This window comes from Lutibaculum baratangense AMV1 (assembly GCF_000496075.1).
Classification (GTDB): domain Bacteria; phylum Pseudomonadota; class Alphaproteobacteria; order Rhizobiales; family Tepidamorphaceae; genus Lutibaculum; species Lutibaculum baratangense.
In genome coordinates, this window is the sequence record NZ_AWXZ01000038.1 from 1 (window position 1) to 19,336 (window position 19,336).

22 protein-coding genes and 1 tRNA gene are annotated in these 19,336 nt (G+C 64.2%); 8 read left to right on the forward strand and 15 right to left on the reverse strand.

All coding sequences use genetic code 11. The features are described 5' to 3' along the window. Positions 1–297: hypothetical protein (locus N177_RS21960; RefSeq protein ID WP_210163434.1), on the reverse strand; the 297-nt coding region annotated here is incomplete at its 3' end. A gap of 329 nt (positions 298–626) precedes the next feature. Here N177_RS21960 and N177_RS13910 point away from each other — a divergent pair. Together N177_RS13910 and N177_RS21430 are read left to right on the forward strand one after the other, a co-directional pair. Next, complete coding sequence (locus N177_RS13910) at positions 627–2,210, forward strand: type IV secretory system conjugative DNA transfer family protein (protein ID WP_023432998.1); 1,584 nt, start codon at positions 627–629, stop codon at positions 2,208–2,210. Between the two features lie 15 nt (positions 2,211–2,225). Further along, positions 2,226–2,564, forward strand: coding sequence for a hypothetical protein (locus tag N177_RS21430; RefSeq protein WP_152527931.1), 339 nt, complete (start codon positions 2,226–2,228; stop codon positions 2,562–2,564). Between the two features lie 49 nt (positions 2,565–2,613). On the opposite strand, the gene N177_RS13915 is transcribed toward N177_RS21430, so the two are convergent. The 4 genes from N177_RS13915 to N177_RS13930 all read right to left on the reverse strand — a co-directional run bounded on the left by N177_RS13915 (position 2,614) and on the right by N177_RS13930 (position 6,604). Beyond that, the gene (locus N177_RS13915) at positions 2,614–4,194 is read right to left on the reverse strand and encodes a relaxase/mobilization nuclease domain-containing protein (RefSeq protein WP_200863410.1); all 1,581 of its coding nucleotides are present in this window, start codon (positions 4,192–4,194) and stop codon (positions 2,614–2,616) included. 82 nt (positions 4,195–4,276) lie between these two features. Beyond that, complete coding sequence (locus N177_RS13920; RefSeq protein WP_040485860.1) at positions 4,277–4,843, reverse strand: plasmid mobilization protein; 567 nt, start codon at positions 4,841–4,843, stop codon at positions 4,277–4,279. A gap of 568 nt (positions 4,844–5,411) precedes the next feature. After that, positions 5,412–5,642, reverse strand: coding sequence for a hypothetical protein (locus N177_RS13925; protein WP_023433001.1), 231 nt, complete (start codon positions 5,640–5,642; stop codon positions 5,412–5,414). A gap of 596 nt (positions 5,643–6,238) precedes the next feature. Next, complete coding sequence (locus tag N177_RS13930; protein ID WP_023433002.1) at positions 6,239–6,604, reverse strand: hypothetical protein; 366 nt, start codon at positions 6,602–6,604, stop codon at positions 6,239–6,241. Positions 6,605–6,843: 239 nt separating this feature from the next. Between N177_RS13930 and N177_RS13935 the strand changes: the two genes are divergently transcribed. Next, positions 6,844–7,401 carry a hypothetical protein gene (locus tag N177_RS13935; protein WP_152527932.1) on the forward strand — a complete coding sequence of 186 codons (558 nt, stop codon included), beginning with the start codon at positions 6,844–6,846 and terminating at the stop codon, positions 7,399–7,401. Positions 7,402–7,437: 36 nt separating this feature from the next. On the opposite strand, the gene N177_RS13940 is transcribed toward N177_RS13935, so the two are convergent. The 8 genes from N177_RS13940 to N177_RS13975 form a co-directional block, all read right to left on the reverse strand. Then, positions 7,438–7,731, reverse strand: coding sequence for a hypothetical protein (locus N177_RS13940; protein ID WP_023433004.1), 294 nt, complete (start codon positions 7,729–7,731; stop codon positions 7,438–7,440). A gap of 68 nt (positions 7,732–7,799) precedes the next feature. Continuing rightward, on the reverse strand, positions 7,800–8,093 hold the full coding sequence (locus N177_RS13945) for a DUF736 domain-containing protein (RefSeq protein ID WP_023433005.1): 294 nt from the start codon (positions 8,091–8,093) through the stop codon (positions 7,800–7,802). A gap of 467 nt (positions 8,094–8,560) precedes the next feature. Further along, positions 8,561–8,746: a hypothetical protein gene (locus N177_RS13950; RefSeq protein WP_023433006.1), complete on the reverse strand. Its 186-nt coding sequence runs from the start codon at positions 8,744–8,746 to the stop codon at positions 8,561–8,563. A gap of 19 nt (positions 8,747–8,765) precedes the next feature. Further along, positions 8,766–8,954, reverse strand: a complete 189-nt coding sequence (locus tag N177_RS13955) for a hypothetical protein (protein WP_023433007.1) — start codon at positions 8,952–8,954, stop codon at positions 8,766–8,768. Positions 8,955–9,034: 80 nt separating this feature from the next. Then, on the reverse strand, positions 9,035–10,912 hold the full coding sequence (locus N177_RS13960; RefSeq protein ID WP_023433008.1) for a ParB/RepB/Spo0J family partition protein: 1,878 nt from the start codon (positions 10,910–10,912) through the stop codon (positions 9,035–9,037). A 65-nt stretch (positions 10,913–10,977) separates the two neighbouring features. After that, the gene (locus N177_RS13965) at positions 10,978–11,340 is read right to left on the reverse strand and encodes a DUF2958 domain-containing protein (protein WP_023433009.1); all 363 of its coding nucleotides are present in this window, start codon (positions 11,338–11,340) and stop codon (positions 10,978–10,980) included. Continuing rightward, positions 11,337–11,567 (reverse strand): hypothetical protein, encoded by a 231-nt coding sequence (locus N177_RS13970; RefSeq protein WP_023433010.1) that lies wholly within the window; start codon positions 11,565–11,567, stop codon positions 11,337–11,339. Before N177_RS13970 ends, N177_RS13965 begins: the two co-directional genes overlap by 4 nt. A 3-nt stretch (positions 11,568–11,570) precedes the next feature. Further along, positions 11,571–11,876: a hypothetical protein gene (locus N177_RS13975; RefSeq protein ID WP_040485861.1), complete on the reverse strand. Its 306-nt coding sequence runs from the start codon at positions 11,874–11,876 to the stop codon at positions 11,571–11,573. A gap of 572 nt (positions 11,877–12,448) precedes the next feature. Here N177_RS13975 and N177_RS13980 point away from each other — a divergent pair. Then, a complete protein-coding gene (locus N177_RS13980; RefSeq protein WP_023433012.1) occupies positions 12,449–13,645 on the forward strand; it encodes a DUF3644 domain-containing protein in 1,197 nt (398 codons plus the stop codon). 11 nt (positions 13,646–13,656) lie between these two features. On the opposite strand, the gene N177_RS13985 is transcribed toward N177_RS13980, so the two are convergent. Further along, positions 13,657–14,565 (reverse strand): ArdC family protein, encoded by a 909-nt coding sequence (locus N177_RS13985; protein WP_023433013.1) that lies wholly within the window; start codon positions 14,563–14,565, stop codon positions 13,657–13,659. A 536-nt stretch (positions 14,566–15,101) separates the two neighbouring features. Here N177_RS13985 and N177_RS13990 point away from each other — a divergent pair. The 4 genes from N177_RS13990 to N177_RS21440 all read left to right on the forward strand — a co-directional run bounded on the left by N177_RS13990 (position 15,102) and on the right by N177_RS21440 (position 19,020). Continuing rightward, on the forward strand, positions 15,102–17,069 hold the full coding sequence (locus N177_RS13990; RefSeq protein ID WP_040485862.1) for a type IV secretory system conjugative DNA transfer family protein: 1,968 nt from the start codon (positions 15,102–15,104) through the stop codon (positions 17,067–17,069). A 543-nt stretch (positions 17,070–17,612) separates the two neighbouring features. Continuing rightward, positions 17,613–18,077 (forward strand): hypothetical protein, encoded by a 465-nt coding sequence (locus tag N177_RS21435; protein WP_152527933.1) that lies wholly within the window; start codon positions 17,613–17,615, stop codon positions 18,075–18,077. 51 nt (positions 18,078–18,128) lie between these two features. Beyond that, positions 18,129–18,785 (forward strand): ParA family protein, encoded by a 657-nt coding sequence (locus N177_RS14000; RefSeq protein WP_040485863.1) that lies wholly within the window; start codon positions 18,129–18,131, stop codon positions 18,783–18,785. 1 nt (position 18,786) lies between these two features. Beyond that, on the forward strand, positions 18,787–19,020 hold the full coding sequence (locus N177_RS21440; protein ID WP_152527934.1) for a hypothetical protein: 234 nt from the start codon (positions 18,787–18,789) through the stop codon (positions 19,018–19,020). A gap of 172 nt (positions 19,021–19,192) precedes the next feature. Here the strand turns inward: N177_RS21440 and N177_RS14005 are convergent. Next, positions 19,193–19,269: transfer RNA gene (locus tag N177_RS14005), tRNA-Met, on the reverse strand. Between the last annotated feature and the right edge of the window lie 67 nt (positions 19,270–19,336).

Here is a 19,336-nt window from a genome sequence, read left to right on the forward strand (position 1 = left end):
CTGACCAATGACCCCTGTCAGGCTTGTGTCGATGGTCGCTTGGAGCGCATCTATGGCTTCCTGCTGCTGCGTCTGTGCGCCGTGGATCGCGGTCATCTGCGCTTGCGCGCGGGCGCCCTCTGCCCCACCCCGGCTAGGCGTCACGATCCACTTGTCTTGGCCCAGCACGTCCAAGCTGGTGAGCAAAAAGCCAACCAGAAAGACAGGTATCCCGAACAGAAGGAGGAGAGCGCGATTGAATACGCGACGCGGATCATAGCGCTTCGTTAGTACGAGATCATGCTTTACTGTGGGCATTTCGTCCGTCCCAGTTGTTGGGCTTCTTTTTTATGAACGGCGCACCAAATGGTATTCCTGACACAAATTTTCACCGTGACCGACAGCGCTGAATGCCCTTTACGTCGATGTCAGGCGATGAAACGTCAATACTTATGCCGCTTTTCATAAATGAGTGCGTTGCCAGCTCCGTTTGGTTCTAGACATGTCAATCGGAGATCGGACATGGAAGCTGGCAACATATTTCAGTATAGCATCAATTTTATATATTTTGCAGTCGTCAGTCGTCCGTTTTTTCTACAATACATAAGATTTCGGTTCTAGATGTTTATCGATTGGAGATTTCCGTCATGGAATTTCTCACGCGTTATGCGCTTTTGGCGCGGGTGCTGCTCGTCACCGTGCCGTTCTGGTTCATCGTCCTCGTCGGATTGAGCCTGCTCATCGACTACCTTCTCGAAGGCGGACCCGTGTATTGGCTGCTTGTCGGCATCGGCACGGTCGCTTCGATCCTCACCCTCACCGGCCTGAAAAGGCTGTTCGCCGCAACACCGTCAGCCTTCGGCGCTGCGTGCTTCGCCACGCTGAGGGAGATGAAGGCGGCCGGTCTGTTCGCCCGCGGCCCGATCATAGGCCGGTTTGCTGGGTGCTTCCTTCGCTTCGACAAGCCGGGTCACCTGCTCACCTTCGCGCCGACACGGTCGGGCAAAGGCGTCGGCGCCGTCATCCCGAACCTCCTCGATCACCGGGGCTCCGTGTTCGTGACGGACATCAAGGGCGAGAACCTCGCCATCACGGGCGAGCACCGGAAGTCGTTCGGGCGCGTCATCGCCTTCGCCCCCTTCGAGGAGGGCATGCAGTCCGACTGCTACAACCCGCTCGACTTCATCCGCGTCGGTACCCCCTTGGAGGTAGACGACGCTCGGATGATCGCGGAGATGATCGTTTCCCCCGACGGTCAGGACGAGAACCACTGGGAGCGCGAGGCGCGCGTCCTGATTACGGGGCTGTTGCTGCACGTCCTGCATGACCGACAACCTTATGAGCGCACCCTGTACCGGGTGCGTTGTCTTCTGATGCGGTCCAAGGAGAGCTTTACCACCGTGCTCTCCAGCATGAGCGGGTCCGGGCACCCGGCGATCAAACGGATCGCGGAAGGGTTTTCCCAGAAGGAGGACAAGGAACGCTCGGGCGTGATTTCGACGGCGCAAAGCCGGATGGAAGCCTTCGAGAGCCCGCTCATTCAGGCGGTTACCAGCCGGTCCACGTTCCAGATGGAGCATCTGAAGCGGGACACGGTCTCGCTCTACGTGGTGATCCCTCCGGAATACACCTCGGTGTACAAGCCGGTGTTGCGTCTGTTGGTGGGCCTTGCCACGGCCGCGATGACCCGCGACCGGCGCACGCCGCGTCGGCCCGTACTGTTCCTGCTCGATGAGCTGCCCGCGCTCGGGTACATGCGACCCATCGAAGACGGGATCGGCTACCTGGCCGGATATGGGGCTTCCCTGTGGCTGTTCGTGCAGGACCTCGATCAGCTTCAGAAGACCTATCGGAAATGGAACTCGATGATCGCCAACTGCGCGGTGCGGCAGGCGTTCAACGTGCAGGACGTGGCGACGGCGCAGGTCCTGTCGGACATGCTCGGACAGCGCACCGTCCGCATCAAATCGGGGGTTCGTTCCGGTAAGATGCCGTGGCTGTGGATGTCCTCCACCTACGGGGAAACCGTCGGCGAGACGGGCCAGCCGCTTCTGTCGCCCGCGCAGATCATGGCCTTGAAGGAAGATCAGATGCTGGTCTTCGTCCAGGGCTGCAAACCGATCCTCGCTGAGAAAATCCGCTACTTCGCCGAGAAGGCATTTGCCGGGCTGTACAGCCCGCCGCCCATGGCGCGCCCTCTCGACGATGGCGAGCACGATGACGTTCAATGATGAAAGGGTATTTCCATGAAAAGCATTCTCACCACGATAGCTCTGGCCGCATGCCTCACCTTGGGATCGGCAAGGGCGGAAACCGCCGACATCGCAACCTCACCTGAGCTGCCTTCGTGTGATGCGCCGCTAACAGCGTACTATGTGCGCACCGGCTACGAGGCGTCGGGCAATGTGCTGGTGGCATCCTTGGCTGACCTTGTCGAAGCCGTGCCGAGCGACGGCACACGACGACAGTGCCGAGGCACGTTGATCGCCCTCGACGGGCGCCATGCGGTGACCTTCGAAATCGGCTGGCACGATGCCGAGCGGTCGGTCCCCTCCTTTTCGGGCGATGTGATCAAACCGGAATAGACCTGACGATGGAAACGCCGCGCGGGGGCAAACCGGCGCGGCGTCCCCGTCAGAGCTCGAAACCCAACTCCCGCGACAGCTCCTTCTTCCGCGCCAGCTCGCGCTTGCGCTCCTGATGCTGCCGCCACGCCTTCTCTAACTGCTGCTTGCGATGGTCGGCGACGCGGGCACGGGCGAAGGCCCGCTCGGAAAGCCGTTCCAGCGCGCGGGCGCGGGCGCGGATGCGCTCCAGAAGCCGCTCCTTCAATTTCTTCGGCGTCCCGGCCACCTGCTGGATCAACTCGTATTCCCGCTGCACGGCCTTGGTCTTGCGGCGGGCGAGCTCGATCTCGCTGCGCGTGTGGTCGAGGCGGAGCCGGGCGTCCCGAAATTTCTGCCGCCGCTCCATGAGGTACTTGAAAGTCCGCCGCGCCTGCTCGCGCTCCGGCGTGCGAATGTTGCCGGTGCGGATGCCCTTCACCGATCCCAGGAGGAATGGATTGACCTTGATGGCGTCCTCGGCCTCCTTCACGCCGAGCTTGCCCTCCAGCGCTTCCCAGAGGCTGCGCGCCTTGTCGGCGTCCTTGTAGACCTTTCCCAGCCCTTCCATGAAACTGCGCTCACGCCGGGCAAGCCAGCCCCGGTCGCGCTTCTCCTGGTTCTCGAGCGCGCGCTCGCGCTGGTGGGCGTAGCGCACCGCGCCCTGCCGAGAGCGATAGGCCGCCTCCACCTGCTGCCAGTAGCGATAGTCCATGTCGGCTTCGTCGGCACGGCGGACCGCCGTCCCCTCGGGGGAGTGATCGACATCACCTTCCATCATGGCCTCAACCGTCCGCCGCGACGCCGGGTCGAGGTCGGTGGTGTCGAGGCCGCGCTCACGGGCATCGCGGGCCACCTCTGCGGCGCGGTCGGCCATAAAGTCGTCGAAGCGCTGGCCAAAGCGCTTCTCCAGCGTCTGGAAGCGCAGCCCCTTGCCCATCTCGGAGAGCTTCGCGTAACGCTCCCCATCGGTAAGGATGAGACCCTGCCCCTTCCGCTCCAGGGTGATGCCCTTCTGGGCAAGCCGGTAGTTCAGATCAGCCCATGTCTGGGCACGGTAGAAGTCGTCCTTCAGGCGGCGACGCAGATCGCCGACGGCGTCCTTGCCGAAGGGCAGCTGCGCTTCGCGCTCCTCCCGCTTGGCCTGCCAGTACTCGGTATCAGAGACGGCGGGGCCGTAGTCCTCCACCACGTCCCGCCCGAGCTGGCGCTCGTACTCTCGGTTCCGGAGGATATTGAGCCCGTGCTCTTGCGCCAGCTCCTTGACGATGCCGGTGAGCCGCTTGCCGTCCTGATGGCGGTCATAGGCGACGTGCTTCTCGGGATGCACCCGGTTGACGAGGAAATGCAGGTGGGGGTGGTCGGTGTCGCGGTGGCTGTAGACGAGGAGCTGGTGCTCTTCGAGCCCCATGCGCTCGATGACCTGTTGGGCGATCTGCCGCTTCAGCTCCGGCGTCACCTTCCCCGCCTCGGCGTCCTTCGGATCGAAGGTGATCATGAAGTGATAGGCGGGCTGCTTGCACCGCACCGACTTCGACGCGGTGGCCTCCATAAGCGCCGCCGCCGCGCGCGGGTCGTCGGTGTGGATGTTGCGCGTCTCGACGAATTCCACCCGGTCGGGGCTGAGGCCCTTGATCCGTCCGGCGAGGTAGAGCGCCGATCCCTTGAAGCTCTCGGGCTGACGCGCGGGCACCTTAAAGCGCATAGTCGCCCTCCGGCCCCGGCTCGGGGGGCGACTCCTCGGCGGGCAGCCCCTTCGCCGTCCGGACGATGGCCTTGCGCAGGGGCTCCAGCATGTCCTTCAGAAGGGTGAGCGCCTCGTCGCGCTCCCCGCCCTCGATCTCGCGGCCCATGTTGGCGCGGCGGGCGATCCCGTTGATCAGATGGCCGACGCCGTTGATGGCGTCGAGGTTGCGCCTCAACACCCCGGCCAGGTCGTTCCGCTCGGCCAGGCGCTCGATCATGTCCTTGCCGACATAGGTCACCCAGGGGCCATAGGTGTCGTCCCCGGTGGCGGCCTGGAGCTGGGCGAGGTTGTTGGCGATCCGCCCCAGCTCATAGAGGGCGTCATCGAGGGCGGCGGTGGTGGCGGGCTTGGCGCGCGGTCTGCGCCCAAGGGCGGTGTCCCGGACATAGGTGGCGAAGGTCACCCCAGCTTCGACGGCGCGCTTCTGGATGGCGCGCTGCTCGTCGGGGGTCAGACGAATGCGGGCGACGACGCTGCGACGGTCCTTTGGCGCTTTCGGTTTCCGTCCAGCCATCGCGCCCGCCCTCCGCCTAGCGGCCCCGATACCGGGAGGACAGGGGTTGATCAGAGTCCCAGCCTTGAGGCCGCGGGGCCGAATGGCGAGGCAAGACGGCACCGCTTGAGACCCGGTCACGGGGTCGAATGCGGTCAGTGTTGGGATGCAAAACATGCTGTCGGGCGGCCCCGAAGGGGGCGTCCGGATGGGCCGGTCGCAGACCGCCCGTCAGGCATTTTTGTAGACCAACATCCATCTTGCCTCCTCCCTGTGGCACGCTTTCGCTTACCCACTTTTGGGGTCGGACAGAAGCATAAATTGGATTCGCAGAGGAATCACAGTCCACTAGGGCCAGTGATATGCAACAAGAACCTAACAGAATCAACGCGGCCCCGCAACGCTCAACAGGCGGACGCAGACATCAACAGGGCGGCAAGCGCCAGCGCAGCCATGCCCTGCGCCGCGCCAGCGGACCGGGGGAGAGGCGCAACAGCGCCCTCTTCCGGCCGCCGCGCGGGTCCCCACGCGAACGCGAAAAACCCCGCCCGGCGGATCACGCGGGCGGGGCGAGCGGAGCGACCTTGCCTCAGGCGGCGAGGAACCAGTGCTCGCGCTGGTCGACCGGACGGCGGGCATCGAGGAGGCTGATGACGCAGCCGTTGGGGCTGAGGCCGCGCTCGAAGGCGGCGAGCACTGTGGCGTAGTCGTCCTCGGCCAGGTCGGCGCCGGTCTCGATGAGGTGCAGGTCTTCCACGGTGATGACGAATTCGTCCCAGGTCAGCTCGTAGTCGGTGTCGATGGTGTGCAGGGTGTTCATGGCTTTGCCTCCTTCCGTTGTCGGGGCCGCGACCGCGGCCTTCCATGGGCAACGTGAGGCGTCGGCAAAGGCGGCCAGCCGCACCCGAAGGGCGAAGCGCAGCGGCAGACGGCGAGGACCGTGTTTCTTGATGCGCGCAGCGCCCGCGAGGAAGGCGCCATCGGCGCCGGGGAAGAAACTCGGGCAGCGCCGTTGCGGCGGACGCCGCCGACGCCAGTTTGCCCAGTTGGAAGGCCCGCGATGGTCGTGTGCCCCCGGAAGGGGGACAGGCCACACTCTGCATGCCAGACTGCCGACATGCTCGCATGCTGATCGGGGGTGTGTCAGTTAGCGGGGTCCTGCACAGGGCCATAAGACCAGTGCCGACTGACGGGGAGCCCGCGCGCCTGCACGAACGCATCGTGCGGCAAGACCCTGGCACTCACGGACGGATATGAACGCGCAGGGACCGGTCTCCAATCTGTGCAGATTGTCCGCCCCCGCGCAGGCAATACCGTCGTCCAGACGCGTCGGCAGCGTCCTTGGGGTGCCGTGGCAGCCGAAGTGGCGTGAAGGAAGCCGCCCTTCCTGGGGGGCGGCTTCCGTTTTCGCAGAGGCTACCACCACGATGTGTAGAAGACGGTCCGCCCTTCGGCGATGGCCGCCCGCGCCTTTGCGATGAAGTCGAAGTCGCGCTCAATCTCATCGGGCCGCGAGGTGCCGAAGAAGAACCCCTCGGTGTGCGGCAGAGCCTGATTGCGGAGGTCGCGCTCCAGCCGGTCGAAGTCCTCGGCGGTCAGCGCCACGTTCACGCAGTTGAAGTCGGCGTCGGTGCCGCCCTTGGCGCGGTAGAGCTGTTCCATCCACCCGTGAAGGTTGGGGTGTTTGCGCCAATAGGCGAGTTCGGTGGCGTTCTCGGTGGTGAAATCCACTGCGGCCGCGACGGGCTCGGCGGTGGTGAAGGCGTACATATCCAGTCCCATGGTGATCTCCTTTCGGTCTTTGGTTGCTCGTCCTGATGGACGCGACCGAAAGGGCGGACGGCATCAGCCGCCGCCGTCCTGACCAACACGGGCGGGCTCGCCCGCTGGCGCGGGCAGGTCATGGACGGCAAGGCGTCGTCCGCCAGGGAAGCGGACTCTCCGAAGGGCGGGCAACGGACCGGGAGATGCTATGGTGGACGGGCTGCTGCCTTCAGCGCGGCCGGAATCGGATGCAGAGGATGACCAACGTCGAGAACCTGAACCGCCTGATCGGGCGCGGACTGCCAACCACGGTGGCGATGGAGGTTGATGCCGGGCGGCTCGACGAAGAGTTCGAAGTGGCGTTGTGGACGACGCGCCGCGAGGCCGAGGGCTGGGCGAAGGACGCCGCGAACAGGTCTGCCACGTTCAAGCCGGTCTGGGATTTCGACCCGTCACGGTTCTACCTGGCGCTCGACGGCGAGAAGCCGGACACCATCGACGCTGCGACCCTGACGGTAGTCGAGGTGCCGGTGGGCGAACTGCACGGTGCGCTCCAGCACGGAAGCGGGCGCGATGAAGACCCGTGGTCCAAACGATATTGGTCGAAGACCGCCGTCATCGCCTATCGCTGGGCGCTGGGGCTGGCGGTCACGCCGCCGTTGATCCGTCCATGGAAGGGCGAGATCGTCATCGCCGGCGGCATGCATCGTTTACATCTCGCGCGGCACTACGGGGCGCAGTCGATGCCCGTGCTGGTATGGCGGGACGAGCTGGAAGAGGTGGTGCGGATTCTACCATCGGCACGGGCGCCGTAGCGCCCGACCGAAGTGGATGTGCGTGGAATATCCGCCTCAATCGAGGCGGATTTCCAGTTGGTCGATGCCGCTCCACGGGTGCTCGGTGATGCAATAGCCCAGCCGGTTGACGAAGTGACAGCCGGAAAGAAGCCAGAGGCTCTCGTCCTCGCCTTCGACGATGGTCCAGACGCAAGCCGGGTCAGCGGCGGCGACGGCGTCGAGTTCAGGGCCGAAGGTCTCGAACATCAGCCCGTCGAACGGCGCGGCGGGGCGCAGGGCGTTGCGGATCGGACGGTAGGCGTCGCGCCAGTCGTCGAAGGTCAGGGTCGTGTCAATCGTGGTCGTCATGGTCAAAGTCCTTTTGGTGCAATGGTGGAAGGCGACGCCGCCCGCCTCGTCGGCGGGCGGCGGGGTCGTCAGCGGCTCCAGATGAGGGCGAAGCCTTTGTCCTGCTCGACCAGGTTGGCGTAGATCGGGGCGGCGAAGCTCGGGTCGTCCAGCTTGACCGAGATGTACTCGTTGCCGCCCTTGGAGGTGCGGTGCCAGGCCGCGCCGATCTCGACAGCGCCCGCCTTGACGCGGAAGTCGGGGGCGGCGTCTGCGGTTTTCTCGACGCTGGTGATCGCGACCTTGGTGGCCTTGACGCCGAGGGTCTGGATGGTGCCGGTGAAGCCGCTGTCGGTCTTGGTGAAGGTGCCGATGGTTGCCATGATGAAAGTCTCCTGTGTTTGGTTCTGGCGGTCGCGCCCATCGCGACCTTTCCATGGCCCATGAGAGAGACCGTCAAAGGCCGGTCCCGCACCCGCAGGGCGAAGCGAAGCGGCAGACGGCAAGCGGGCTGTTTCTTGAAGCGCAGCGCCCGCGAGGAATGACCGCAGGTCAGGGGAAGAAACTGACCGTGCGCCGTTGCGGGGACGGGCGACGGGCTCAGATGTGGCCATGAGAGGAAAGGACGCGAGCGGGCGGCTGATCCGCGCCAAACAGAGCCGAGACGCGCTGGCGACCTCGGCCCCCTTCACCTGACACGCGGCCAATCGGCCTCCGTCCGCTCACGGCCTCCGGCCAGATCGCATCACTTGCGCAACAGGAAACCGCCCCGCCCCCTGATGGGAGCGAGGCGGCGTTGTGGGTCGGCTGTTGGCCGCACCGCCCTCGATGCGGCACACGGGATCTTCGGTCAGCGGGGGCTCGACCCGCTTCGGATCGCACGGAAAATCCAACCGACCACGAGCAGGACATAAATCAGCCCCAGGGCTGCCAGCGGCGCGACGACCAGCACCGCGATGAAGGCGTCGGCGCTGCCGGTTCGGGTGCTGACGAAGGCGGCGAGGATGATGAGCGCGGGGGTCACGATGATCGGCATGGCGATGGCTCCCCGACCGTCAGGGTGACGGCGGCGGGCCACGGAACGCCGCCAGCAGCTTGCCGATGATCCAGAGCACGATGGCCGTGACGGGAATGACGAAGGGCACGGCGACGATCGTCCAGAGGAAGTTCTCGGGATTGCCCGTGACGTGGGCGATGTAGGCGGCGAGGACAAAAAGCGCGAGCGCGCCAAGGATGGTGGGCATGGGACACCTGTTGGATGAGGAATTGACGACATGAGGAAAGGACGAAGCCCGCCCGTGGCGGGCGGGCTTCGCTGGACGGGTCAGGCCGCGTGGGCGGGCTGCACGTCCTCGGCGACGGCGGGCGTGGGTAAACCGTCGCCAATCTTGTCATCGACCTTGATGTCGGCCTCGACCTCGGTCACGTCCTCGGCCTCGGTCCTGTCGTCGCCCTGTTCCGACATGCCGTCCTCCGCCCCAACCCCATCGAAGCGCATGGCCTCGGGCAGCCACACATTGGCGCGGGCTTTCAGATCGGCGGCGATCAGCTTGTCATCGGCGGCGCAACGCTCGAAGTGACGGGCAAGGGCAGCGGCCAGCTGCGTCTTGGTGTAGTCCTTCAGTGCCCCGAGGCGGGTCACAGCACCCGTCTCCTTGGCGATGGCCTCCAACTGATCCTTGCGGCGGCGGGTGAGGAACGCCTCGTCGGGGCACCAATGATCCCGCATCGACACCCCGAGATCGCTGGCCACGCGGTTGAACAGGCTCGCCCCATCATCGCGCGCGTCCATGTTGCCTTGACCGAAAGTCAGCGTGGTCAACAGAAGATGCAGCGCATCGAGCGCGGCATCGTCGAGGGCGGTCACGGCCTCGTAGAGCGCGAGCGGTTCCTTCTGTGGGCGCAAGAGCGTCTCCCATGCCCCACGGTCGGGCGCGGGATAGCGGCTGGTGAGCGTCGCGGCGATGTCGAGCGCCTCCATCACCGCCTGCGCCGCCCCTTCCACCTTGGCGTAGGTCTCGGGCTTGCCGTCTTCGCCAGCGAAATAGCCCAAAGCGGGATGGGCATCGAGACGCGCCCGCGCCGTCCAGTCACAAGCGTTCAGCATCGTCACCACGGCCACCTCCCGCGCCCTGCGAGGGTTGGCCAGAAGCCCCGCCATGACGGCGAGCGACTTGTGGGCGGCGACCATGCGGATGACTGCGCCCGTATATTCGGGCTTCTCCTTGGGCGCGGCGGGATGGTCGGCAGTCTCTTCCGCCACGCTCGGTCGCACCTCGCGGCGCGCGAGCCCTTCCCGCACCTCGACACGGCCTGACGGCTTGAAGTGGATCACCACTCCGCCTGCCTCGCCCGCCTCGGTATCGGCTTCCCGATACTGCCACCATGCGGCGTAGTTTTCGGTGAGGATGTCAACGAAGGCGGCACCTGCCGCGCGGTGCTGCGCGGCCAGCGCCTCCACGGCCTCGGTCTGGAGCCGCAGGAACTGCTCGGCATCGTCGAAGACGGTCGCGTCCTCGTCGGCGAACAGGTCGGACGTGGTCGTGCCCTCGTAGCGTTCGAGCGGAAAGATCGCCAAGGACAGGGCGGGCTTCTCGCCCGTCAGCCAGTCGCGGATGTCGTCGGCATCGTAACGATAGCCGCTGTCCAGCCGCGCAATGGCGGCGCGCTGCTGCTCGGCATTGCCCAGCGTCAGCGCCTCGGCGGCGGCAAGGGAAATCTCCCCGTCCCGCACACGCGCCTTCACTTCGTCGGTGAGGCTCGCCAGCGCCACGCGGCGCTTGACGGTCAGCACCGACACGCCCGCCTTGGCGGCCACGTCTTCGAGGCGCGCGCCCCGCCCCAACAGAAGGGCGAAGGCTTCGGCCTCGTCCATGGGGGACAGCTGCTCGCGCTGGATGTTCTCGACGGTGGCCAGACGCAAAGCGTCGGCCTCGGTCAGATCGGCGCGCACCTCGACGGGCACGGGATAGTCCTTCCCGATGTCGCCGCGCTCCACCAACAGGGCAAGCGCGCGCCAGCGCCGTTCGCCCGAGACGATGCGGAACTTGCGCCCGTCCTTGCGCACCACAAGGTTTTGCAACAGGCCGTCCGCCTTGATCGAGGCGGCAAGCCCCTCGATGGCGGCGGCGTCCATGCTGCGGCGGGGATTGGCGCCCTCGGTCGGGGCGAGTTTCGAGAAGGCGATGGTTTCGATGGTCATGGGGTTCGTCCTTTCGTCATTTCTGGATTTCGTGCCCGCCCCAGCGGTGGGGCGGGCGTGGGTTTTCAGGCGCTGATGCGCCCGTGTTCATTCGCCTCGGCGGCGTAGGCCGTCAGGCTCTTGGTTGGCTTGAAGTGGAGGTCGCGTTCGATGGTCAGCCCAGCGGGGCCACGGATGGCGACAAGCTCCGAGAGGCGCACGCTGCCCAATTCAGGGCATCCGAAGCCGAGGTCACACAGGCCGAAGGCGATATCCTCGTCCTCGGGGTCGATCTCCGTCAGAAGCCACGTGGCGGCTCCCCACGGGCAGAACAGCTTCACCACCGGCCAGAAGTCCTGGGTGTTGCCGTCCTCGGCCATGCGCTCGGCATTGGCGCGACCGTTGGCCAGCATGCGCGCATGCTGGCAATCCGTGAGAAGCGGTATCATTGCGCGGCCTCCCGTCCGTCATGGTCGGTCAGGCGCATCGTGTCGGTCACCGACACGAACAGCGGGCGGATGAGGTATTCGCCTGCCTGCTCGGTCACCGCACAGATGGCGGCGGCGGGCTGGCCATCCGCGAAGCAGGAGAACAGGGCGAAGTTGGAAAACGCGCCGCTGGTCAGCGCCTCGAAGGCGCTGCGATGTTCGGCGGTGATGTTGGTGAGGCTGGCCATGGGTCAGCCCTCCACCGTTTCGGCCTCGGCGGCGCTTGCCGCTTCGGCCTCGCGGGCGGCGTCTGCCGCCTCCACCACATCGCCCCAGCTGGTGAACAGATACTCGCCGCTGGCCACGTCATAGACGATGGTCGGCGCATAGCTGTCGCCCATGTTCACATAGAGCGCATCGGGCACCGCGCGCGGGTCGCTGCGGCGGGCTTCATCAAACCACAGCGCTTCCACGCCATGGCCATTGGCCAGGGCGCTGACACCCTGCAAATGGGTCTCGGCGCGCTCCAGCCGTTTGAGTTGGGGAAATCGGGTCATGTCGTCCTGTCCTCCGTCGAGTTGTTCGAGACTGCGAAGGACACCCACGCCCCGCGCATTACCCTCTGCCCAGCGGCGAGCGACGACAGGAGAACCAGTGAGCATGAGGACCGCAGTCGTGCTGGCGGCGTCGCGCCGACTGCGCCGGGCTCCCGGGGGAGCCGCCCCGAAAGGGGGCATCCGGCCAACACGGGAGGGCGGCGTCAGCCGGCCGAATGGAGCGGGCAGGCCGGACGGCGACCTTGGGATGTGCGTATGGTGAGAAACTTGCACGATGTCGGCTTGGCCGGTGCAGTCGGCACAAGCTGGAAACAGAGGGTATCGCGCCCAGGCGCGATTACAGGATCACCTCCGGCCCAACGGGCCGTCCGCTGCCGCCGCATCGGGCAGCGTCAGCGCGGGTTTCTGTGCGGCGGCTCTGGGGGCGTTGCGGGGGCTTCCCCGCTCGAAGGGGTGACGGAGAACGTCATTGACGGTCGCAGGCAGGGGAAGGCTTTCCCCGCCGGAAAATCCCGATACAGTTTCAGAAGCTGAACTGCTTGCCATGAAGTCATGTAGTCGTCAGGAGATCCATGCCGGCGAGAAAACGAGGGAACACGCTTGAGAAGTGGGAAATCGCCCTGATCAAGGCGATGCTGGGTCGCGGTGGATACAATGACCAGGACATTCTTGCTTACTTCACGCGCCCGACGCGCTCGATCAATCATGCGCGTATCGCTGAAATCCGCACAGGCGCGAAGTTCAAGGCAATAAAAACCGCTTCTGCGGACGAACTTGATGAGTTCCTGATCAACTGGCCGGACGTCGATGCGGAAACGGGCCTCAGCCTGCGTGGGGACGAATTGCTGATCAAGGCGCGGGAAGCGATGATCGCTGCCGTGCATACCTTCAACGGCGCGGGCCTAACCTTTCGGGCCGAGCTGTTCATCGTGACGAGTATTATCGCCTGGACCTATCTTCTGCACGCTTGGTTTCGGCGCGAAGGGATCGACCATCGCTATCGGAATGCCGACGGGACAATCAAGAAAACAAAGCGGGGGGCGGATTGCTATTGGGAGCTGGGGAAGTGCCTGCGGCACGCTCGCTGCCCAATTCCGAGCGGCGCAGTAAAAAACCTCGATTTCGTCTTGGAGCTGCGACATGAGATCGAGCATCGGTCTACGAACCGGATCGACGACGCCGTGAGCGCAAAGTTGCAGGCGTGCTGCCTGAATTTCAACGAGGCGATCAAAAGCCTGTTCGGGTCGCAGTACGGATTGGAACGGCGGCTCCCCATTGCATTGCAATTCGTCACCTTCGCGGCGGATCAACGCGCGGCGCTTAAGAAGGGCACGAGTCTGCCGGGCCACATCGAAACCTTCATCGACGCGTTCGAACACGGACTGAGCGAAGCGGAATACGCGGACCCGGCCTATCGCTACCGCGTCGCCTTCGTACCGATCGCGGGGAACCGCGCCTCAAGCGCGGATATCGCCGTCGAATTCGTGAAGGGAGATTCCGACGAAGGCCGAGAGATCAATCGCGTCCTGCTCAAGGAGGTGGACAAGCGCCGGTATACGGCGAAGCAGGTCTGGGAAATGGTTCAGGCCGAGGGTTTCCCCAAGTTCAATCAGCAAGCGCATACTGCGCTTTGGAAGGAGCTGGATGCGAAGAATCCGGCGCATGGGTACGGGCGCGACGGCGACTATCGAAATACGTGGGTGTGGTACGTTAAGTGGATCGAGCGCGTTCGCGCCCACTGCCAGGAACAGGGCGAAAAGTACAAGTGAAGTGAGGCCGCCTAAGCGGCGGCCTCGGTGATGTCGTTGGCTTGCAGCCCGGCGAGGAAGTCGGTTGCCTTGGCGGCAGCGCTGGCGGCGGTGAAGATGGCCTTCTTGTCGGCCTTGAGGACCTTGAGCCAGCTGTCGATGTAGGCGGCGTGGTCGGGACGCGGGGTAAGCGTCACGCCCAGGTCGGCGCAGAGGAAGGCCGCGCCTAGTTCGGCCACGAGTTCCTCCATGGCGTAGGCGTCGTCGCCGAAGCGTTTGCCGAATTGGCGGTCACAACGGTTCGGTGCCCCACTGAAGTGCACCAATTCGTGCAGCAAGGTCCCGTAATAGCTTTCGGTCGCCGTGCTGGTCTCGGTGCCGAGGAAGCGCTCGCGCTCGGGCATCTGGATGGTGTCGTCCGACGGACGGTAGAAAGCGCGCGTACCGCCATGGCGGATGGTAGCACCCGTTCCTGCGACAAAGCGGTCTGCGGTGGCGATGACCTGCACGGGGTCCTTGGGCTCGGGCAGCGCGGGCGCCTCGTAGCCGTCCACCTGGTCGGCGTTGAAGACCCAGCTCGCGCGGGCCATGAGGCGCTTGCCGTGCTCGGTCGTGCCGTCGTCGTTCTGCTCCTCCACGTCGAACTCGCGGTAGAAGACCACCAGGCTCGACTTCTCGCCCTTGCGGACCTGACAGCCCTTGTTCTGCCACTGGCGATAGGTGCCCCAGGTGCCCGTGCTGAAGCCGCGGGCTTGTCCGGCGGCCCAGAGGCTGACGACGTTGATGCCGCGATAGGCTTTGCTGGTGTCGATGTTGACGGGGCGGTTCAGGCCCTCGCTGCTGCGGTGCCAGGGCATCTGCCAGTCGCCCGCTCCCGCCTCGATGGCGGCGATGATGTTGTTGGTGACCTGGGTGTAGACGTCGATGCGTTCGGTAGTCATGGGGTCCTCTCCTTGTCTGGGAGGCCGCGCCCATCGCGGCCGTCCGATGGCGACCGGAGAGGCAGGGGCAAGACGGGCGGCGCACCCGACAGGGCTGGAGGGAACCGGAAGACGGCGGGCGGACTGTTTCTTGGGTCGCGCAGCGCTCGCGAGGAATGCGGCCTTAGCCGCAGGGGAAGAAACTGACCGACCGCCATTGCGCCGAACGGCGTCCCTGCCAGGTCAGCCACGAATGAGGACGGCCCGTGGAGCGCGGAATCGGACAAGGGCGAGAGGAGCCCAAACGACACCTTCGACGTTCCCCAGAAAACAGAACAACCCCGCCTGGCGAAAGCGGGGCCGTCTGGAAAATGCCCAAAGGGTGGTGGCATCGAGGGCTTATGGAACCGCCCAAAATCCGACGCCTGACACCATGCGTAGAATCAAGGTCAAAGCCACGTCAGGCCAAGCATTTCCGGCGGATTCATTGGCAATTTGGTGGTAGCGTGGCGTCAGGCAGCTTCGCTGTCAGGGGAGCATTCGGCGCGGGAGGAGCGATGGTGTGGAAGAAGCTGTTCGGGGGTGGAGGGGAGAAGGAACCGTCGCCGCGCGAGATTGAGCGGAAGCGCCAGTTTGATCGCTGGTTGGAAGGGATCGGGCCGGAATGGGCCGAGGCGTACATGATCCTCGTAACCGACCCCGCCATCGACCAGGCGTTTCGGGAGATCCTGCATTACAAGTTGAACGAGGGCGATGTCGAGGAAGCGCGGAAGATCCTCCGCCAGTCCATGCATTTCCTGACGCCCGACTCTCGCGAGAAGCTACGCAACGTCGGCCAGGCGCAGCGCTGGGCCACCTTCGATCAGATCGCCGAAGCTGGCATCGTCATCTCAAGCAACGCGACCTTCCCGATGGACGCGCTGCAAATCGCCAAGCAGCCGGTGCCGGACCGCCCGGACCTTGAGTTTCCGCTCTATTTCCGAGGAGAAGGACATCTGCTGACGGTGGCGCCCACGGGCGCCGGCAAGGGCCAGCGGCTGATCCTGCCGGTGCTGCTGGATTACGAGGGGCCGACCGTGGTGCTAGACCCCAAGGGCGAGAACTACGAACACACGGCCTGGCGGCGCAGCCTCTACGGGCAGGTGTTCAAATGGGCGCCGGGCAAGGCCGATTCCGACTGCTACAACCCGCTCGACCGGGTAACGGGCTGGGACGAGGCACGGCTTCTGGCCGAACTGCTGGTCATTCCCCAGAGCAAGGAACCTTATTGGGATGAAGCCGCGCGCGACCTGCTTACGGGCATGATCTTTTATGTCGTGCGCAAAAGGCCCGAAGGTATGCGCCACATGCGCGCGGTCTGCCGGATGCTAGCCCCGAGCAAGGCGGAGTTCGACGATATGGTCGCGGACCTGCAAGGCTCCGAGGACGAGCGCCTCCAGGAGCTGGGCAATATTCTGGAGTCACAGCCGGAAACGTTGCGCAATTCGATCATGTCGACGCTGCGAACGCAGCTCTTGGCCTGGCGGTCGGACGACGTGGCCGATGTCACCTCCTCGACCACGCCGGGCTGGGCGGTCGAGGACATCCTCGTGCGCGACAATATCGCCGTGACCTTCGCCGCCAAGACCGGCCGCGCGCCGGGCTGGTATCAGCGTGAGGATGGCGGGGTGACGCGCGGCAGCGCGGCCACGATCTATCTGATCGTGCCGCCTGAGAAGATGGCCTCCATGCGCTCTGTGCTGCGGGTGATTCTGGGTCAGCACCTGAGCGAAGCGATCCGGGTGCGCAAGATGATCGACGCGGTCAATGCCGAGGATGACAGCCTGCCCGCCGGGTATCTCGACTGGCCAATGATGTTCGTCTTCGACGAGATGCCGCAGCTGGGCTACATGCGGATCATCGAGGACGCGGTGGCCATCACGCGCAGCTACCGTATCCGGCTTTGGCTTTTTGCGCAGGACCTCGCTCAGCTCGAAGAGGTGTACCCGAAGTGGCGCAGCCTCGTCGCCAACTGCCGCAGCCAGATCTATCTCCGGCCCAACGACACCCGAACGGCAGAGCATGTGGCCGAGCGGCTGGGCAGACGCAAGGACATTTGGGGCGGTGAGGATTGGGTGGCCTCGCCCCAACAGCTGATGGGACCGGAGTATCGCGAGGATTGCGTGATCTTCCAGGACGGCTTGTCGATCCGGGCAAACATGTATCCGCCCTATGCAACCAATGAGAAGCTCAAGGAATGGGTGAAACAGCGGCAGGCGGAATTCGGCGCGGAGGTGATCCGCGCCCCGCGCCCCGCCCTGACGCCGGAGTTCGAGCCGGACGAGGACGACGCCGACCTGAAGGACGACCCCGAGTATCAGGCGGAGCTTGCCGCGCTTCAGGCGCGGATGCGGGCACGTAAGGGCGACACCCCGCCAGAGGCGGAGACCAAGCCCGATGACCTGCCCGCCAAACCGCCTGAGCCGCCCTCTGGTGCATCGGAGAGCCCCAAGCGCCCACCTACCCCTCCCGGCTTCGACGAATGAACTCAGGGGGCTCCCAGCGCGCCATGCCCCTTTCAAAACCCCTTATCTACGGCCTCACAGCCATGAGGCGCGTCAATCAGTCTTCGTCACGCTCGCCTTGCAACACCCCTTTCAGAACCCCTTTTGGGACCGGGCGCTGCCAAGAGCCGTCCAAGTGAAATGGATGCGGCGGACGTGTGTCTGGCTTGAACGGGGATGCATGGCAATCCGCTTCAACGTCAACAAAGGTGGGACTTACCCACAGGACCACATCGCCGCGTCGCCGCGTCGCTTGCAGTGTTGGGGCTGCTGCTCGCGGCTCTGGCCTGTGGATAAGTCCAGAGCATATGTAAGACTAAGAAAGGAAAATCAGAAAAACGAGGAAATCTGCGGATGTAATGTGACCTCCTAGAGGCCACATATATGTGGCTCCTTAGAGGCCACATATACGTGGCATTTGGATTCCCAGCATGGATTTTTATTTCCCTCTCCGAAGTTTTTATTTCCACTTATCGGACAATCAGATGTAAATTAGCTCCAAACAATAAAAACTGGGACAAACCCATGGAATTGGCAGTCGACTATACCTCGAACCGCGATGCTTCCGAAAAGAAGCCGCATTTCACGAAGATCTACAAACCGGGCTGGAACCGGATCAAGCGATTATTGGAGGGAGACCCGACAGCTGCACGCGTCTGGGTTTTCCTCGTGGAAAACGCAGGGCACGACAATGTTCTCGCATGCAGCATGGCAATCCTGGAGGAAGAGCTCTGGCTCCATCGAAAGACGATCTACAAGAAGGTTAAATACCTTTCGGAACAGGGCGCTCTGGCGATAGCCAAGATGGGCACTGCAAATGTCTACATCCTCAATCCCCATGAGACATGGAAGGCCAGCGAGGAATTCAAGAATTATCATGCGATTACCGCACGGGCCTTGATCGGAAAGACCGAGAACAAGGCATTCCGCAAGCGGCTGACCCACATCGTGGGGCAAGCCGAGCAGGTGGAATTATTCCCTGTTGATTAAAGGGCATGCCAGCACGCGAGCATGCTGGCATGCGTAATGGGAGGTCATTTTGTGGCACACATCATTGGGGTCGTTTCCCAGAAAGGCGGCGTTGGCAAGAGCACGTTGACTCGCCTCGTGGCGCGCGAATTCGCGCAGCAAGGCTGGGACGTGAAGATTGCTGACCTCGACGTTTCACAGGGCACTTGCGTCGAGTGGGGGCGCATTCGTCAGAAGAACGGCATCGCCCCGCTGATCCGTGTCGAGAGTTTCGGCCGACTTGAACCAGCACTCGCTGATGCGGAGCGCTTCGATCTCGTGATCATCGACGGAGCACCGCACGCGACGGCGATGACGCTGGACATCGCGCCCGTCTGCGATCTTGTGGTCATCCCGACCGGCCTGTCGCTCGATGATCTGCGGCCAGGGGTCGTGCTTGCCCACGAACTCGTCCGGAAGGGTATTCCGAGCGACAAGCTGGTTTTTGTGCTGGCACGCATCGGAGAGAGCGCGAACGCCATCGAAGATGCGCGGCGCTTCGTCGTCCAGGCGGGATACGACGTAGCGCAGCATGAGCTACCCGACAGAATTGGATATCAACGCGCCATGAACGGAGGGCTTGCCGCGTCAGAGAGCGCTCACAGAACGCTGAACGAGAAAGCTGAGGCGGTCGCGCAAGACATTGCGGACCGCTTGACCACCCTCGTCTCGCGCAGGGAGGTTGCGTGAGGTGAAGGTAAAGCTTGAGAAGCCGACCAAACGAGCTGCGCTCCCGCCGCCACCGGCGAAACCTGAGCCGGTTGGAAACCTGCACAAGCCCACTGCAAGCGAGAAGGTACCGCTTCAGCTGAAGATCGCCCCCGAGATCAGGCGGGCGTATCGTGCCTATGCGGCGGAGCAGGATATGGAGCTGAGCGAATTGTTCTGCGCGATGTGGGAGCACTACCGCGCGACAGCACGCTAGCCGCACGGCATGCGAGCATGCTCGCATTCGAGCATGCGCCGATGTTGAGAATTGTGGGGGCGTGGTGTGGGTACTTGGGGCCAACTGTCCCCATTTTGTCCCCGAACGCGAGAAAGCCCCGGCCTTGCGGCTCGGGGCTTTGTGCTGAAGCATTGATTTTCTTCAGGTATTTTGGTTGCGGGGGTAGGATTTGAACCTACGACCTTCAGGTTATGAGCCTGACGAGCTACCGGGCTGCTCCACCCCGCGTCAATGACGCCGGAACCACCGGTCGTACGCGCCGAAGCCGAAGGAACGTCTCACCGGCGGCGACGAG